This is a genomic window from Paraburkholderia sp. USG1, from assembly GCF_031570135.1.
Classification (GTDB): Bacteria; Pseudomonadota; Gammaproteobacteria; order Burkholderiales; family Burkholderiaceae; genus Paraburkholderia; species Paraburkholderia dioscoreae.
The window spans coordinates 51,379-68,858 of sequence record NZ_JAMWXW010000011.1 but is presented as its reverse complement, the minus strand read 5'-3'; the positions used below and the strand labels follow the sequence as shown (position 1 = coordinate 68,858).

Below are 17,480 nucleotides of genomic sequence, written 5' to 3'. Positions count from 1 at the left end.
GCCTCAGTGGGCCGTAGCCGTGGTGGAAGATGCGCCCTGGGCGGTCGGCGCCTTGTTGTACCAGTAGTCGATCACCCAGTCTTCGTATTGATACGACATGGGCACTTTGTCCGGATGACCCAGCGTCGACTTGTAGCCGATTCGTGCCCCCGGAGCGTAGTACTCCGGCACGAGGTAGAACGAATAGATCAGCACGCGATCCAGTGCACGCGTCGCTGCTTCCAGGTCGTCGAGATTGTCGGCAGAGAGGGCCGAATGAATGAGCGAGTCGACCGCTTTCGAACGAATGCCCGGATAGTTTTCCGAACCGATCTCCGACGCCGCCGCGCTGCCGAAACGGCGCGTCAATTCAGCGCCTGGAATCGTGACCGGCGGATAGATGAAGGTGGTCATATCGTATTCGAAGTTGTCCAGCCGCTTCTGGTACAACGCACTGTCGATCTCGCGCATATGCGCCTGAATGCCGAGCATGCCGAGCGCCTGCATATACGGCAGGATCAGGCGGTCCATGCCGGGCTGGTCGTCCATGATTTCGATCGTCATGGGCGTGCCGTGGGCGTCGCGCAGCGCGCCGTCACGATAGTGCCAGCCAGCCTGCGCCAGCAGATCGCGCGCGACTCGCAGATTGCCGCGCAAGGAGTTCGGTGCGATCGTGTCGGGCTGCTTCAGCATGGGACCGAACACTTCTGGCGGTACGCTCGCTCTCAACGGTTCAAGCAAAGCCAGTTCCTTCGGTCCGGGCATGCCGGTCGCGCCGAACGGACTCGCTTCGAAATAACTGCTCGTGCGACGGTATTGACCGTAGAACATCATGCGGTTCATCCAGTCGTAGTCGAAGGCCATCGTCAACGCGTGCCGCACGCGCGGATCCTGGAACATCGGCTTGCGCAGGTTCATGAGCATGCCTTGCATCTGCGCGGGACCGTCGGCGAATTCGCCCTTCTTCAATAGTCCATTGTCGAAGTTCTTGCCGACGTATTTGCGTGCCCACTGCGTTGCGCTGTATTCGACGACAGCATCGGCATCGCCAGCCTTGAATGCTTCCAGTTGCGTGTAGTGGTCGCGATACAGTTTGAAGGTGATGCGCTCGAAACGGAACATGCCGCGCCGCGACGGCAAATTGGCAGCCCAGTAGTCCGGGTTGCGGCGATACACGATCTCCTTGTCGTTCTTGCGCGCTTCGATCAGATATGCGCCGCTGCTGATCGGCGGGGCGACTGCGATCTGGTCGAATGGCGGACGTTTGCCGTCGGGCTGCATGCCCCACTTCGGCGAGAAGATCGGCAAATCACCGGCAATCAACGGGGCGTCTCGCTCCGCGTGTTTGAAATCGAAGCGGATTGTGTTTTTGTCGATCACGATCGCATTCTTGATGACCGAGAACTGCGCATTGAAGAGCGGCGACGCTTTCGGACCCGTCAATGTGTCGAACGAGTATTTGACGTCGGCAGCGGTGATCGGATCGCCGTTCGAAAAGCGCGCGGCAGGATTGATATGGAAAGTCGCCGAGCTCAGGTCGGACGCGACCTCGACGTCGTTAGCAATCAACGGATACTCGGACGCGAGTTCGTCCCAACTCCGCTGCATCAGCGTGTCGAACATCAGATTCAGAATGTCCGGTGCGGGCGCGCCACGCACCAGAAACGGATTCAGCGAATCGTAAGTCTGCAGTTCGTTGTAGTTCTCGAAACTGAGCGTACCGTTGGCCGGTGCGTCGGGATTCGCGTATTCGAAATGCGTGAAATCGGCGGGATATTTAGGCTCGTCGTATTGCGCAATCGAGGGCCGGGCCTGCGCGCAGACCGTGCTCAATGCCAGACACGCACCGGCGTACAGCGCGATTCGTGCGGCGGTGCGAAGCCGCGGCATGGACGCTGCCGTCCGCGCGGCGCGTGGCCAGCGAAACTTCACAAGTCTCATCTTCGGAATGCGTAAGGACGCGCGCCGGCCTCAAGCCGGTGCGCGATAAGTCGAATCGGCGCGAGTGACGGCGTGACGCCGTCGCTCCCGTAGCTTTCCCCGCTAGCGCTGCGCTGGCCGGCTGCCCTCGCTCGCGGTGCTTCTGAACGAGCATTGTGCACGGGGAACTCCAAAGTACGTCCCTAACAAAACTGCGCCGCCCCGATACCGTTGAACGGAAACCGGAGCGGCCGACCGACTGGACAGACCGCCGGTAAGTCACGAACATCAAAGACTTCAGAAGCGGTACGACGCGCCAACCTGGAAGAAGCGGCCGATGTTGGTGTAAAGCGACTGGTCGTAACCCGTGATATCCGGGGTGGCCTGCCACTCGACGTCGAACGGCGGCTTGCGATCGAAGATGTTGTTGATGCCGCCGTAGATCGTCCAGTTCTTGAAGCCGCGATACGTGGCCATCAGGTTGAACTGGCTGTACGACGCCACCGACAGCGTGCCGCCGTCGCCGAACTCGGTCGCCACCGCGTTCGTGTACGGGCCAGTGTACTGCCATGTCAGCGTGGTGGTCAGCTTGCGGTAATCCCACGAGAGGCTGGTATTACCCTTCCAGCGCGGATTGGATGCACCGAACGGCTGCAGCAGCGCGAGGTTGTTGCCGGCGAAATCCTGCGTGGGCGCACCCGGGCTGTTCAGCTTGAAGTGCCACACGTAGGCCCAGTCGCCGGCCAGCGTGAACGTGCCGTACTTCGTGCCGACCGACTTGCGGAAGTTCATATCGAAGCCGTCGGTATCGAGCGAACCGAGGTTGACGAACTGTTCCTTGATGTAGGCCACCGTGCCGTCCGGATTGCGAATCACGTTCGACGGGTTGTTCGCATCCATCACCGCGTTCGGATCGTTCGTGCCGATCACGCCGTCGATGTGAATCTTGTAGAACGCCGCGCCGATATCCGTCGACGAATCCGGCGAGAGCTCGAAGCCGATGTTGTAGTTCTTCGTATGCTCAGGCTGCAGTGCCGGATTGCCGTTGACCTGTTCCGTCGTGAAGTGCTTGGTCGGCGTGCCGCTCGGGTCGTTCGGGTCCACCAGGTTCTGGTGGGCGAGATACGTTGCCTGTGAGTTCTCGACCAGCGTCGGCGCGCGGAAGCCGCGGCTGTACGATGCGTACGTCGTCAGCATCTTGACCGGCTGGAAGCGCAACGCGAAGCTCGGCGAGAAGGCGCCGCCGAAATCGCTGTAGTGGTCGTAACGGCCCGCTTGCGTGAACGTCAGGTTGTGGATGATCGGAATATCGACCTGATAGTACACGGCGGCCACGTTGCGCTCGCCGTCGACCGTCTGCACGTTGGCCGGCGCCGTAATCCCAAGCGCGCTATCGGTGCGCGAGTTGATCAGGTTGCTCTCGTGACGGAATTCCGTACCGAAGCCGACACCGACCGGGCCGCCAGGCAGATTGAACAGGTTGCCCGTCGAGGTTTTCGCAGTGACGCTGTCGAGCTTGGAGATCGCCTGCTCATAGTCGTTCTGGAACACGCCGTTCAAGCCGTTCGGCGTGGCCGACGGATTCGAGAAATTGAACACGCCGTTCTGCAGAATGTTCTCGACGCCAGCCACATTCAGCGCATTGCCGTAAGTCGTGTCGACCGTGCTCTGCGAATGGCCGTAATCCGCGGACCAATCCCAATCGCCGAACTTGGCGGTGGTGAACGAACCCTTCACACCGGTCATGGCACGCCAGAACGTCGACACCGTATCCGCCGAAACGGTATTCGGGAACGTGTAGTTGATCAACGTGGGCACACCGAACGGGTTGTACGGGTTGGTGCCCGAGACCGTGCGCGACAGCGGCAACGCCGAACCGGTGGCCGGGTTGAATGCGTTGGTCTGGCTGCTCAGCACCGCCGGACCTTCGTTCTGCACGGTTTCGTTGCGGCTCACCCAGAGGTCGGCGTAAGCCTGCACATCGTCGTTGACTTTGAAAGTGCCGCGCACTTTCGCATTCAGGCGCGTGATCGCCGGCACCAGCGAGGTGGTGCTGGCCGGATTCGATTTACACGTGGATGCGCCGTTCGCCGACACGCTGCCCGGCGGACAGGGGCTGAGTGCCATGTTGGTGCCGTCGGCCGTCGTCCAGTACGACTGCTGGTTCGGACCAAGCGGGCCCGCGAGGCCGCCCGGGAACTGGCTGAAGTCCTGATTCGCGGTCATGTCGCGATCGCCGAGCGACGAGCCGGTGTCGCGGTAATAGCTCGCGGCGGCCGTCACGTTGAAGCGGTCGCCGTTCAGATCACCGATACCGCCGAGCACGCTGAAGTTGCCCTGCGCGTCGCCCGGATGCTGCGCCTTGCCGAGCTGGCCGTCGATCTGCAGGCCCTGGAAGTCCTTCTTCGTGATGATGTTGACCACGCCTGCAATTGCATCCGAACCATACACCGACACCGCACCGGTCTTCACGATGTCGATGTGGTCGATCATGTTGAGCGGGATCGAATTCACGTCGAAGAACGTGTCGGTGAAGTTCACCGCCTTGCCGTAATTCGCCACCCGTTGCCCGTCCACCAGCACCAGCGTGTATTTCTCGCTCAGACCGCGCAATGCAATGCCGCCACCGCCTTGCGCGGAGCTGTTCATTGTCGTTTGGCCCCAGCTGCTCCCCGAGTTGGCGGACGTGCCGCGCAGGAAGTCGGCCACGGTCGTATAACCGCTTTGCTGGATTTCCTTGGGCGTGATGGTCTGGACTTCCGTGTTGCCGACCTTGTCCGACGTGCGGATCAGCGAACCGGTCACTTCAAATTTCTTGAGTTGCTGAACCCCTTTGCCGGTAGCCGTGGCAGTATTGTTATCCGTGGACGGTGTCGCAGCAGCGCCCGTTGCCGGTGCGCTTTCCGTCGTTGCGGCCGCCGCAGTGCCGGTAGCGGCCGGCTGGCTTTGCGCAAACGCCGGTACGGCGATTGCGGCCGACAATGCCAGTTCAGCCCAGACTATTCTTCTAATGGCCAGCGCCAATGCCCGTTGTTTCATTTTTCCCCTTCTCGCTCGTCAGTAAGGCCACAGCAGTATGTGATGAGAGGTCTTGTGAACCCCTCCACTCGATATACGGCGATCTTGCGCCGCGCTCCGTTAAAGCAACATCAAATAACTCAGTGTCGGACTACTAATTTATTGCAATCGGAACGCGTAGCGCTTGCCCAATTGCTGTCATCTCTGCCGCCACGCAAGTGGATTCCGCTATTTGCCAGCCTGATTTCCCCAAATCCTGAAAATAGACTTAAGTTATGCTTACAAATACGGCTTGACCTATTTTTTCGAAAGCATGGCCTGAAGCACTAAAACAATCTTGGCGTCCCCACCCACACGACCACCGCTTCTTCACGTGCGGTATTGGACCAGGAGTGCGGCACGGTAGACTCGTAATGCGCAGTGTCGCCCGCCTGCAACACGAACGTCGTACCTTCCAGCGTGAGCGAGATCTGACCGCTCATTACATATAGAAACTCTTCCCCCGCGTGCGTCGTGACCTCCGACGGATTCTGTCCCACCGGCATCCTGACGAGAATGACTTCCAGCTTGCTGCCAACCGACAGATTCGTGAGCCGCCCAAACAGATTGGCGCTTCCGTCAAAACCGAAGTACTTCAGATCACTCCCTCTACGCACCGACTTGTCTTCGGTCGGCGTGTCGACGAAGTACTGCACCGTGACACCTAAAGCTCGAGCAATACCAACTAGCGATGTAATCGAAGGTGTTGCGTGACCCCGTTCCACCTGCGACAGAAAGGGCTTGGAAATGCCCGCAGTCTTTGCCACTTCATCCAGCGTGCGCTTGAGCCGTTGGCGAAGCGCGCGGATTTTGCTTCCTATAGAGACTGCAACGTGTGCCTTGTTATTGAGTGGCAAAACCATAGCAAGACAGAATCCTGTAGTCAAAAATAGTTTGATATAAGCAAATTAAGTTTCATCTAGCGCTACACCCCTCCTCAAGCGTCCCCGATACGCCTGTCGGGATGCCGTCATGGATAACTCGATCAATGTGTTTTCCGGAAGATGTCCGCCTCCTCCGGAGGCCAGGCGATAGTTGCGAGTGCAACCACGCTCCGGCATTGGAAACGGTCCACCTTCGCCGCGACGAGCACCCCATCGCGCCCGCCATGAGGAAACCGCGAGCGCGCCTCGTCTGATGGGACGTAACGGGAACAGAATGCTTTTACTTCGACGCCACCAGCACCCACAAGCGGGCGAGATCCGCCGAGCCATCGGTGCCCTTCACGGCACGAAAAGTTTGCACCGCGCGTGCCTTATCGCCCGCCACGTAGTACGCCTCGCCGAGATGCAGTTGCGCCTGGTCCGGATGATCCAGACCACCCTTGGCGATCGCGCTATCCATCGCGGCCAAACCCTGCTTCACCTGCCCGGCAAAAACCTGGTTGAAGCCCAGATCGACCGGTGCGACAGGGTTCGCCGGATCGGCCGCCGCTTGCGCCCGTTTTGCAGCGAGTGCCTGCAGACGCTTCTCGCGGTCCGCCTGCGCATCATGTCCCAGAACGCCCGAAGCAAAACCCTGATCGATGACCTGTTTGCCTTCGGCGGCGGTGCCCGCCACGATTGCAAGCTGGGTCATTTCCATGTAATCGTCGGCGGTGGACAATGCGCCTGTTGCACGGCGCAACCGATACGTGTCGATATCGAGTTTCGACGAATAGCCAGGTTTATTGCGAATCGCCGAGAACAGATCGTCCCAGTACGACTGTTTCGGATGATAGGCAACCAGCTTTTCAAGCGTGCTGCGATACGTAGCGTCGTCCTTCACGCGTTGTGCGCACGTGCCGAGCAATTGCAGTTGCGACTCGTCAGGCGCGTGACCGGCGTGCACTTGCGCGTTGATGCCCGGCTTGAGCAGGCTCACCACGCTCGCGCAATCGTTCGACAGATAGTAAGACTGAACCAGCAGCGTGCGCATGTCAGGATCGCTACCGCCCGACTTCAGATAACGCTGCGCGACCTTAGCGGCCTGCGCATAGTTTTTTTGCTGGAAGTAGATGCCGGCCAGAGCCGCCGACGTGCGCTGTTCGTCCGCACCACTCAACTTGCCGGAACCCAGCAACGTTTCGTAGGACTGAGCAGCCACGCCGGATTCTCCAGCCGCCGCCGCAGCCGCGCCACGCATCTCCTCGATCATGGTACTTTCATACGGCGTCTTGCCGGGCACGGCCGCCGCCTGATCGATCTTCGTCAGCGCGTCCTTGTACTTGTGCGCGCGATACAGATCCTGTGCGGCATTCAGCGGCTTCGCCACATCCGGCCGCAGGGTGTCGGCGGCGTGAGCGGCGAGCGGCAGCACGAGAGCGGCCGCGACGACGGCACGCTTGAACCGTTGATGAATCGTTTGCATTGCCCTTCCCTATTGCATGTACTGCTCATTGCCGATCAGGCCGATTTTCGTCGCGCCCAGTCGTTGCGCGGACGCCATCACCTCGGCGACATCCTTGTACGGCACCAGCTTGTTCGGCCGCAGATGGATTTCGGCCTGAACCGGTTCAGCCGCCACCTGAGCAAGTCTGGATTCGAGCGCGGCACGGTTCGGCACGGGCTGACCGTTCCAAGTGGTGGTGCCGTCGAAATCGATATCGATCTGCACTATTTCAGGTTGCGTGATCGGCGGCGGCGGATTGCCGACCGGCAGATTCATCTTGATGGCATGCGTCTGGATCGGAATTGTGATGATCAGCATGATCAACAACACCAGCATCACGTCGATCAGCGGCGTGGTGTTGATGTCCACCATCACATCCGGTTCACTGCCGCCGCCCGACGATACGTTCATTCCCATTATCGGCTCCTGTCGATCAGACTTGGTGCTTCAGCACTTAGTCTGATCCCATGCAAAGCTGTCGATCAGACTTGGTGCTTCAGCACTTAGTCTGATCCCATGCAAAGTCACCCCCCGCGCGCGGGTGGCTCGGTAATAAACGAAACCTTCGCAATACCGGCGCGTTCGCACTCGGTAATGACCCGACCGATAAATTCATAACGCGCGTTCTGGTCGCCGCGAACATGCACTTCCGGCTGCGGCGTCATGACCGACACGGTCTTCAGGCGTGCCAGCAGCGTCGGCGCGTCGACCTGCTTCTCGTTCCAGAAGAAGTCGCCGTCGCGATTGACCGCGATGACGATACTTTTCGGCGTGGTCTGCAGCGGCTGGATCGTCTCCTTCGGCAATTGCACCGGCACCGTATGCGTCACGACCGGAATCGTGATCAGAAAGATGATCAGCAGAACCAGCATCACGTCGACGAGCGGCGTAGTGTTGATACTGGAGATGACCTCGTCGTTGTCGTCCTGCCCAACGCTCATTGCCATGACAGACTCCGCTTATTGAACCAGCGACGCTTCGCGAGCCGCGGCGCGCGCCGGGCGGCGGCTGCCCGCCAGCAGAACGGTATGCAGCTGCGCGCCGAATGCGCGCACACGCTCCATCACCGACTTGTTGCGGCGAACCAGGAAGTTGTAGCCAAGCACCGCGGGCACGGCCACCGCGAGACCGATGGCGGTCATGATCAGCGCCTCGCCCACCGGACCCGCGACCTTATCGATCGAAGCCTGGCCGGCAATGCCGATTGCCGTCAGCGCGTGATAAATCCCCCACACCGTGCCGAACAGGCCGACGAACGGCGCCGTCGAACCCACCGTGCCGAGGAACGCCAGGCCGTCTTGCAGACGATTCGATACGTTTGTGATGGCACGCTCGACCGAGGTATCGATCCACGTGTTGCGGTCCACGGCTTCGAGCAGCGCTTCTTCGTGATGCTCGCCAGCTTCGATCGCCGTTTCCGCGATGAAGCGGAACGGCGACGCTTCGTCGAGAAGCTTCGCGCCTTCGACCAGCGACGGCGCAGTCCAGAGTTGTTCATCGGCACTCTTCGCGCGGCGGTTCGCACGGAACTGCTCGACGAACTTGGTGACCATGATGTACCAGCTGCCCATCGACATGAGCACCAGCAGAATCAGCACGAAGCGCGCGACAAAGTCGCCGTTCTTCCAGAGTGCGCCGAGGCCGTACGGGTTATTGACGGTTTCGGACGTGGCCGGTGCCGGCGGCGGCACGGCTTCGTCAGCGACGGAACTCGCCGTTTGCGGCGCAGCGGTGGCAGGCGCTGCGGCCGACGCCGTAGCGTCGCTGGCCTGTGCATGGGCCATTTGCGGTGCAACAAAGGTATCCACCGTAGTTACGGCGATCAACATGGTTGCCGCCAGTGCGGCGAGAGTACGCTTCTTCATGCCTGCTCCAAGTTCATTAGTACAACTTCAAAACTAACACTGATAAATCGCTACCGGTACCGAACAGCCGGTGACTTCAGTTCAGGTTAAACGAGAACGGAACTTGCACACGGACAGCCTGGCCTTGGGAAACGCACGTGAACTGCTTGACCGCGTTGAATGCAGCACGATCCAGTGAGGAGTCGTCTGCGGATTTGGCAACGCGTTCATTCGTAATATGGCCCTGCGGGTCGACAACGAATTCAATGAGAACATCACCCGTTGCGTTGTTTTCCTGAGCTTCTTTCGGGTAGCGGATCGACGAACGGATCTGATCCGAGTTCGGGCACACAACCCCGACTTCAGTGCTCACAGGCTTGCTCGGCGCGGGCGGCGCCGGTGGTGCGGGCGGCGCCACGGCGGGTGCCGACACAACCGGTGCGGCCTGATGCGTAATGGTCGGCTGCGGCGGCGTCTGCACCTGCACTTCCGGCGGCGGCACGAACGGCGGCGGCGGCGGCGCGAACTTCGGCGGCGGCAATTGCACCGTGGGCAACGGCGGCGGAGGCGGCGGCTTTACCGGCTCGATGATCTTCGTTTCGATAGGATGCTGAATGACCTGCACGACCTTGGTGGCGAGGCCATTGATCAGTGCGTAGATCAGCACGATATGCAAGAGCAGAACGACTGCGATACCGCCGAAGCGACGTACTGGGTTTTGCTGCTTGCGCCCAAACTCACGCGGGCGCCCTGGCCTCTCCATACGGGCCGCTGCTGCCGGAAATTGCCCTTCGACTTTCGTACCCACCTTTACTCCTCCGGCGTGAACCGTTCATTTCTGTAACTGCAGTGCGCTTACATACCGCAAACCACATTCACTTCAGCCATCTGGTGATCGACCACTTTTTGATTCGTAGTCCAAAACGGACGCAGAACTGCCAAACCTCGTTCCGATGGCACGGACGTGACTCAGGAGGACTGCGGCCGCAGGTCATGCGAGCCCAGTAGCCGATCTAAGTAGAACTACTAATAGATTAAATTTGACCCACTCACTTCCGCCTTGCATACACGATCGAGACAACCTGATCGATGTGGGTCGTAGCGCCTGGAACTTTTTGCGCGAACGTCACATGCGTTTCATGGGACGCAAAGATAGCAGGACAAAAAATGTACGGTCAAACTTTTTTTGATGGCGGCATACTTAGTTTAGAGAGATGACTCTAACTCATACCGAATTGGCGCCGCTTTAAAAGAATAAGCGTGTGTGGAGCAGATAAGCATTCGGCTTTTTTTCTGCACGAGAATGGGATTTCACTGCACTCGTGACGTGCAAGAATGCACTCGAAACTCTCAACTGACCGAACGCCCCGACCAAACGGAAGGCCAGTCGGGCGCGCCTTTTCGCGCGGTCGCCGCTTGATCGGGCGGACCGCCAACAGTATGTGTGCCGGGATGATCGGGACGCCGGAGTGAGACCGCCGCCGAAGGCGAGACGATAGCAGAAGGAAAACCGCGTTCGAAAATATTTTTAGCGGTATTTACGACACTTTAAATACGCATCTCAATGACGTCTTATAGTTAATTACAAAACAATTCAATTAAATTACATAAAGCTAACAGACGGAATAACGCCGAGCGTGAGTGGACTTAGCAGGGGGAGCAGAACAACTTCTCATCGACCGCATGCGCGTGTCGGCGGTCGCCTGGCGAGCGCGCAACCTGCCAGGTGCAATAAACAGGAAAGGAGCGGCGCAACGTTGATTGCGCCGCTCCCTGCTACATCAACCGTTCGTGCCTTCGCCCGCAACGATGGTGTGGTTGTCCCGCGATCGCGCGAGAACGGGCCGCAACGCGGCGCCTGTATGACTTGCGTCAACGCGGGCGAGTCCTTCGGGATCCGTGGCGGCGACAATCGACCCGCCGCCCACGCCACCCTCCGGACCGAGATCGATGATCCAGTCCGCCTCGGCGATCACGTCCAGATCGTGCTCGATGACGACGACGCTATGGCCGCCGTCCGCGAGACGATGCAGCACGCGAATCAGCCTGGCGACGTCGGCCATATGCAGGCCCACGGTCGGTTCGTCCAGTACATATAAGGTGTGCGGCGGCTTCTGACCGCGCCGCGTAATGTCGTCGCGCACCTTGCTCAATTCGGTGACGAGCTTGATACGCTGCGCTTCGCCACCCGACAACGTGGGCGAAGGTTGACCCAGCGTGAGATAGCCGAGCCCGACGTCTTTCATCAACTGCAACGGATGAGCAATGTTCGAGATGGGCGCGAAAAACTCGACGGCTTCGTCGATTTCCATGGTCAGCACGTCGCCGATATTCTTGCCGCGCCATGTGACCGCGAGCGTCTCGGGATTGAAGCGCTGCCCGCGACATACATCGCAAGGCACTTTCACATCGGGCAGAAAGCTCATGCCGATGGTGCGCACGCCCTGCCCCTCGCAGGCCGGGCAACGGCCTTCGCCCGTGTTGAACGAGAAACGCGAGACCGTATAGCCGCGCGCACGCGCTTCGAGCGTGCCGGCGAACAGTTTGCGGATCGCGTCCCACACGCCTATGTAAGTGGCAGGACACGAACGCGGCGTCTTGCCGATCGGCGTTTGATCGACTTCAAGCACGCGGTCGATAGTCTCCCAGCCGGTGATCGAATCGCAACCTTGCCATGCATGCGTCACGTTCAATTGCGCGCGCGGCGCCGTGCGCGCCAGCACGCTGGAGCGCCGGTTCGCCGCGGGCTTCTCCTCGGCCGCGGCACGTGCGCGCCGCGTGGCCGGCGACGATAGCACCGACCGCCCGACCGCATCCAGCAGATTGGTCATCAACACGTCGCGTGCTAGGGTCGACTTGCCGGAACCGCTGACGCCCGTGACCGCCACCAACCGCGATAGCGGAATGCCGACTGTGACGTTGCGCAGGTTGTGCAGTTTGCCGCCGTGTACGGTCAGCCAGTTTTCCGGCACCGCGGCCATGCGCTTGCTCGCCGCGACCACTTCGCGACGCGGCTGCAACGGATGCACGATAGGGTTGGCGAGAAACTGCCCTGTCACGGAATCGGGCTGCGCCGACAGATCCGCCACACTGCCCTGCGCGACCAGCGTGCCGCCGCGCTTGCCTGCGCCCGGCCCGATGTCGATGATGTGATCGGCACGCCGGATGGTGTCCTCGTCGTGTTCGACGACCACCAGCGTGTTGCCCTTCTCGCCCAGCTTGCGCAGAGCGTTCAGCAGAATCTGATTGTCGCGTGGATGCAGGCCGATGGTCGGTTCGTCGAGTACGTAGCACACGCCTTGCAGATTGCTGCCGAGTTGCGCGGCGAGACGAATACGCTGCGCCTCGCCACCCGAGAGACTCGGCGCGGCGCGATCGAGACTCAGATAGCCGAGTCCGACTTCTTCGAGAAACTGCAGGCGGCTGCCGATTTCGCTGATCACGTCACGCGCGATTTCTGCGTCGCGACCGGTCATTTCCAGTGTGTCGATCCACGCGCGCGTGTCGGACACGGTCCATTGCGCGACGTCGACAATGGACTGCGCGTTGAACGTGACCGCGCGTGCGGTGGGATTCAGACGCGTGCCCGCGCAGTCCGGACACGGTTCATCCACGAGGCCTTCGGGCTCCTGCTCTTCCGAAGGCAGGCTCTGTTCGCGGCCACGATTGTCGTCGACGACGATCGTGTCGTCGTAAGCGGCGCGCTGCTCGCGCGTGAGCGCGAGACCCGTGCCCACGCAGGTCGTACACCAGCCATGCTTGCTGTTATACGAGAACATGCGCGGGTCAAGCTCGGGATAGCTCGTGCCGCACACCGGACACGCGCGCTTGGTGGACAGCACCTTCACGGCGCCGAGTTGCGCCGTAGGACGGCCGCCGCTCATCGCGTCGTGCAAACCGTCGAGCGGCGCCAGCAGATGCATCACGCCCTTGCCCACTTCCAGCGTCTGGTCGAGCGCCTGACGCAACTCGGCTTCATGGTCCGGCGACACGACGAGATCGGTCACGGGTAACTCGATCGTATGCTCGCGGAAGCGGTCGAGCTTCGGCCACGGGTCCACCGGCACGAATTCGCCATCCACACGCAGATGCGTATTGCCGCGTGCTTTCGCCCACTTCGCCAGATCTGTATAGACGCCCTTGCGATTCACGACCAGCGGCGCGAGAAAACCAACGTGCTGCCCTTTGTGATCGCGCAGCAACTGCGCCGCGATCGATTCGACGCTTTGCGACGTAACCGGCGTGCCGTCGTGAATGCAATGCTGCAGACCGAGCTTCACATACAGCAGACGCAGGAAGTGCCACACCTCGGACGTGGTCGCCACGGTACTCTTGCGGCCGCCGCGCGAAAGCCGCTGCTCGATCGCGACGGTCGGCGGAATGCCGTACACCGCGTCCACCTCGGGCCGCCCCGCCGGCTGCACGATGGAACGCGCGTAGGCATTGAGCGATTCGAGGTAACGGCGCTGCCCTTCGTGGAACAGAATATCGAAAGCGAGCGTGGACTTGCCCGAACCGGAGACCCCGGTAATCACGTTGAATTTGCCGTGTGGAATGTCCACGTCCAGCGATTTCAGGTTGTGCTCGCGCGCATTGACGATGCGCACCACGTCCTCGCCTTCGACGGCGCGGCGCGCACGCGCCGCGCTCAGCGCCTTCTGCAGCGGAAGGCCTTGCGACGCCGGCTCAGCCGCTGTGTTCATGGCGCGGTCGTATTGCAGCAGCGCTTCGCCGGTATGCGATTCCGGGCACGTCTTGACGTCTTCCGGCGTGCCGACGCACAGCACCCGGCCGCCGCCGTCGCCACCTTCGGGACCGAGGTCGATCAGCCAGTCGGCAGAGCGGATCACATCGAGGTTGTGCTCGATCACGATCAGCGAATGACCGCTCGCGAGCAGTTTGCCGAACGCTTGCATCAGCTTGGCGATGTCGTCGAAATGCAGGCCGGTGGTCGGTTCGTCGAACATGAACAGACGCTTCGCGACCGGCTGCTTCGCGTTGCGCGCGGTGCGCGCCTGAGCCGATTCCGCGAGAAACCCGGCGAGCTTGAGCCGTTGTGCTTCGCCGCCCGACAACGTGGGCACCGGCTGGCCGAGCTTCACGTATTCGAGACCCACGTCGACGATTGGCTGCAGCACGCGCAGCACTTCGGCGTCTTTGGCAAAGAAGGCGGTTGCTTCGCTCACCGTCAATTCCAGCACGTCGGCAATGCTCAGCGCGCGCGCCGGTTCGCCGCGTTCGATCTTCACTTCGAGCAGTTCCGCGCGATAACGGCGCCCGTCGCAATCGGGGCAACGCAGGTACACGTCGCTCAGGAACTGCATTTCGATATGTTCGAAACCCGAGCCGCCGCAGGTCGGGCAGCGGCCGTCACCCGAGTTGAAGCTGAACATGCCCGGGCCATAGCCGCGTTGCTGCGCGAGCGGCGCCTTGGCGAACAGTTTACGGATTTCGTCGAACGCGCCGACATAACTGGCCGGGTTCGAACGCGCGGTCTTGCCGATCGGCGATTGGTCGACGAACACGACGTCGGTGACCTGATCGGCGCCGCTCAGGCTTCTGAATGCGCCCGGCGATTCGGTGGCAAGACCGAAGTGGCGCGCCATGGCCGGATACAGCACGTCTTGCAGCAGCGTGGATTTGCCGGAACCCGATACCCCCGTCACACAGACGAGCCGCTCCAGCGGAATCTCCACCGTGACATCGCGCAGATTGTGTTCCGTCGCGCCTTCCAGCACGATGCGCGGCGTGGCGTCATTCACCGGACGCTGTGACCAGTGCGCCGCGTCCGCCACGTGCCGGCGGCCGCCAAGATACTCACCGGTGAGCGTGCCGGAGGAACGGATCGCCTCGGGCACGCCGTCGTAAATGATCGAGCCGCCGCGCTCGCCCGGCCCTGGGCCCATGTCGATCAGACGATCCGCCGCGAGCATGACAGAGGGATCGTGCTCGACCACCACCAGCGTATTACCCGCGTCGCGCAAGCGGTGCATGGCTTCGACGATGCGGTTCAGGTCGCGCGGATGCAGGCCGATGCTCGGTTCGTCGAGCACGAAAAGCGTCTTGGTGAGCGACGTGCCGAGCGCCGTGGTCAGGTTGATCCGCTGCACCTCGCCGCCCGACAACGTGCGGCTTTGCCGGTCGAGCGTGAGATAACCGAGGCCCACGTCGCACAGATATTTGAGGCGCGTGCGCACTTCGGCGAGCAGCAGTTTGAGCGCATCGTCGAGCAGCGCGCTCGGCAAGCTGACTTCGTCGAAGAAGCGCCGGATACGCTCGATCGGCATCAGCATCAGGTCGTGCACGGTCAGACCCGGCAACGCTTCGAGTTGTTCGCGCGTCCAGTCGACGCCGCGCGGCAGGAAGCGCTTCCCGGCCGGCAACACGTCGTCCGCATTCGCCTTGCTGCCGAGGCGCCACAACAGCGATTCGGTTTTCAGGCGTGCGCCGCCGCAGGTTTCGCACGGCGTATAGCTGCGGTACTTGGACAGCAGCACACGGATATGCATCTTGTACGCTTTCGATTCGAGATATTCGAAGAAGCGTTTGACACCGTACCAGTGGCTTTGCCACTTGCCGTTCCAGTCGGGCGAGCCGTTGATGACCCAGTCGCGCTCGGCGTCCGTCAGTTCGCCCCACGGCGTGCCGCGGCGAATATCCGCTTTCGCCGCGTAGCGCATCAGATCGTCCTGGCATTCCTTCCAGGCCGGCGTTTGCATGGGCTTGATCGCACCGTCGCGCAGCGTCTTGCGCGCGTCCGGAATCACCAGCCCGAGGTCGACGCCGATTACGCGGCCGAAACCGCGGCAGACTTCGCACGCGCCGTACGCCGAGTTGAACGAGAACAGCGCGGGCTGCGGGTCCGCGTAGCGCAGATCGCTTTCGGGGCTATGCAACCCGGTGGAGAAGCGCCAGATTTGCGGTTCGGCTTCCTGAGCTTCCGGCCCTTCGGACGACGCCGGCAGCACGTAAATATTGACGCGCCCGCCGCCGCGCTTGAGCGACGCCTCGATCGCCTCGACCACTCGCTGCTTGTCCACCGACCGCAGCCGGAAGCGGTCCGCCACCACGTCGAGCAGTTTGCGCTTACCCGTGGGCGAATCGACTTCGCGCTGCGCCTGAACGCGCGTGTAGCCGCTCGCCGACAGCCACTGCTCCACTTCCTGCTCCGACGCCGACTCCGGCAGTTCGACCGGGAACGTGACGACGAGCCGCAGCTCGTTCTGCGCGGTGCGCTCGAGCAACTCCGCGTAGATCGTTTCCGGCGTATCGTGCCGCACCTGCCGGGCCGTCTTGCGGTCGAACAGTTCGGCCGCGCGCGCGTAAAGGAGCTTCAGGTGATCGTTGAGCTCCGTCATGGTGCCGACGGTGGAGCGCGAACTGCGCACCGGATTGGTCTGGTCGATCGCGATGGCGGGCGGCACGCCGTCGACGCGGTCGACTTGCGGCCGGTCCATGCGGTCCAGAAACTGCCGTGCGTAAGCACTGAACGTTTCGACGTAGCGCCGCTGCCCTTCCGCATAAAGCGTGTCGAACACGAGGCTCGACTTGCCGGAGCCGGACGGGCCGGTCACGACCGTCATTTCGCCGGTTCGTACGTCGAGATCGACGTTCTTGAGGTTGTGCTGGCGCGCGCCGCGAATCCTGATAATGCCGTTAGATGCCAATTTTTTCGACCGCCTGAATGAGTGGGCCACCTCTCACGGACGCCTCGCGACCGCGCAAGTTCGGTGCCGCTGGGGCCGGCGGAAACGCGCGCCAAAGCCCAGCTTGCAAGGGGATACTATACTGTATATTTATACAGGTTTGGCCTGCAAGTCGCAATTGCAACTGTCTTGCCGGGAGCCCTGTGCGGACAAGATCTGCTGTTCCGCCAGCAGTAGCCTACCCGATCGTGCGTCGCCAGCAATGCTGCGATGACGCAGCAACCGATAAGCGAATTTTTTACAAGTTGTGATCGGGACGCGGATAGTCTGAAACCTCATCGATGACCAAAGAGGATTCCATGAATGGAAAACTTTGTGCGCGAGCAAATGGCACAAAACGCGTTCTGTCCGTTGTCCCGGTGTGTGCCGTCCTGCTTGCCACAGGCGCGGTCAACGTGTGCAATCTGGCGGAGGCTTATGGCAGCGGCGCGCCTTACTATTCCCGGTCGACAAACATGGGCAAGTGGGCCGACCCGTTGCCCATACTGGGCGCACTGGACGCTGCAGTACTGATCGTGCCGTCCTCTGGGCATTGTGGTGGAAACGCGGCGCCACGCGGACATAGGACCGGGCCACTGACGCACCACCACAGAGCAGCGCTAAT

The 17,480-nt window shown here is 61.2% G+C and carries 9 protein-coding genes; all 9 read right to left on the bottom strand.

Annotated elements, in window-relative coordinates:
• Positions 1-3: 3 nt before the first annotated feature.
• The 9 genes from NE850_RS16365 to uvrA all read right to left on the bottom strand — a co-directional run bounded on the left by NE850_RS16365 (position 4) and on the right by uvrA (position 16,837).
• A complete protein-coding gene (locus NE850_RS16365; RefSeq protein WP_035518209.1) occupies positions 4-1,920 on the bottom strand; it encodes an extracellular solute-binding protein in 1,917 nt (638 codons plus the stop codon).
• Between the two features lie 276 nt (positions 1,921-2,196).
• Positions 2,197-4,938, bottom strand: a complete 2,742-nt coding sequence (locus NE850_RS16360; RefSeq protein WP_007182469.1) for a TonB-dependent siderophore receptor — start codon at positions 4,936-4,938, stop codon at positions 2,197-2,199.
• 305 nt (positions 4,939-5,243) lie between these two features.
• Positions 5,244-5,819 carry a helix-turn-helix domain-containing protein gene (locus NE850_RS16355; RefSeq protein ID WP_007182470.1) on the bottom strand — a complete coding sequence of 192 codons (576 nt, stop codon included), beginning with the start codon at positions 5,817-5,819 and terminating at the stop codon, positions 5,244-5,246.
• Positions 5,820-6,120: 301 nt separating this feature from the next.
• Positions 6,121-7,305 (bottom strand): lipopolysaccharide assembly protein LapB, encoded by a 1,185-nt coding sequence (locus tag NE850_RS16350; RefSeq protein WP_165185498.1) that lies wholly within the window; start codon positions 7,303-7,305, stop codon positions 6,121-6,123.
• Positions 7,306-7,314: 9 nt separating this feature from the next.
• Positions 7,315-7,743, bottom strand: a complete 429-nt coding sequence (locus tag NE850_RS16345; protein WP_007182472.1) for a biopolymer transporter ExbD — start codon at positions 7,741-7,743, stop codon at positions 7,315-7,317.
• 107 nt (positions 7,744-7,850) lie between these two features.
• On the bottom strand, positions 7,851-8,273 hold the full coding sequence (locus NE850_RS16340; RefSeq protein ID WP_007182473.1) for a biopolymer transporter ExbD: 423 nt from the start codon (positions 8,271-8,273) through the stop codon (positions 7,851-7,853).
• Between the two features lie 12 nt (positions 8,274-8,285).
• Complete coding sequence (locus NE850_RS16335; protein WP_007182474.1) at positions 8,286-9,191, bottom strand: MotA/TolQ/ExbB proton channel family protein; 906 nt, start codon at positions 9,189-9,191, stop codon at positions 8,286-8,288.
• A gap of 76 nt (positions 9,192-9,267) precedes the next feature.
• A complete protein-coding gene (locus NE850_RS16330) occupies positions 9,268-9,978 on the bottom strand; it encodes an energy transducer TonB (protein WP_007182475.1) in 711 nt (236 codons plus the stop codon).
• A gap of 973 nt (positions 9,979-10,951) precedes the next feature.
• Positions 10,952-16,837, bottom strand: coding sequence for an excinuclease ABC subunit UvrA (uvrA, locus tag NE850_RS16325; RefSeq protein WP_310698924.1), 5,886 nt, complete (start codon positions 16,835-16,837; stop codon positions 10,952-10,954).
• Positions 16,838-17,480 lie beyond the last annotated feature (643 nt).

Bases quoted from the DNA above. Each gene is read 5' to 3' on its own strand.
- NE850_RS16365 (WP_035518209.1), bottom strand. From the start codon at position 1,920: ATGAGACTTGTGAAGTTTCGCTGGCCACGCGCCGCGCGGACGGCAGCG.
- NE850_RS16360 (WP_007182469.1), bottom strand. From the start codon at position 4,938: ATGAAACAACGGGCATTGGCGCTGGCCATTAGAAGAATAGTCTGGGCT.
- NE850_RS16355 (WP_007182470.1), bottom strand. From the start codon at position 5,819: ATGGTTTTGCCACTCAATAACAAGGCACACGTTGCAGTCTCTATAGGA.
- NE850_RS16350 (WP_165185498.1), bottom strand. From the start codon at position 7,305: ATGCAAACGATTCATCAACGGTTCAAGCGTGCCGTCGTCGCGGCCGCT.
- NE850_RS16345 (WP_007182472.1), bottom strand. From the start codon at position 7,743: ATGGGAATGAACGTATCGTCGGGCGGCGGCAGTGAACCGGATGTGATG.
- NE850_RS16340 (WP_007182473.1), bottom strand. From the start codon at position 8,273: ATGGCAATGAGCGTTGGGCAGGACGACAACGACGAGGTCATCTCCAGT.
- NE850_RS16335 (WP_007182474.1), bottom strand. From the start codon at position 9,191: ATGAAGAAGCGTACTCTCGCCGCACTGGCGGCAACCATGTTGATCGCC.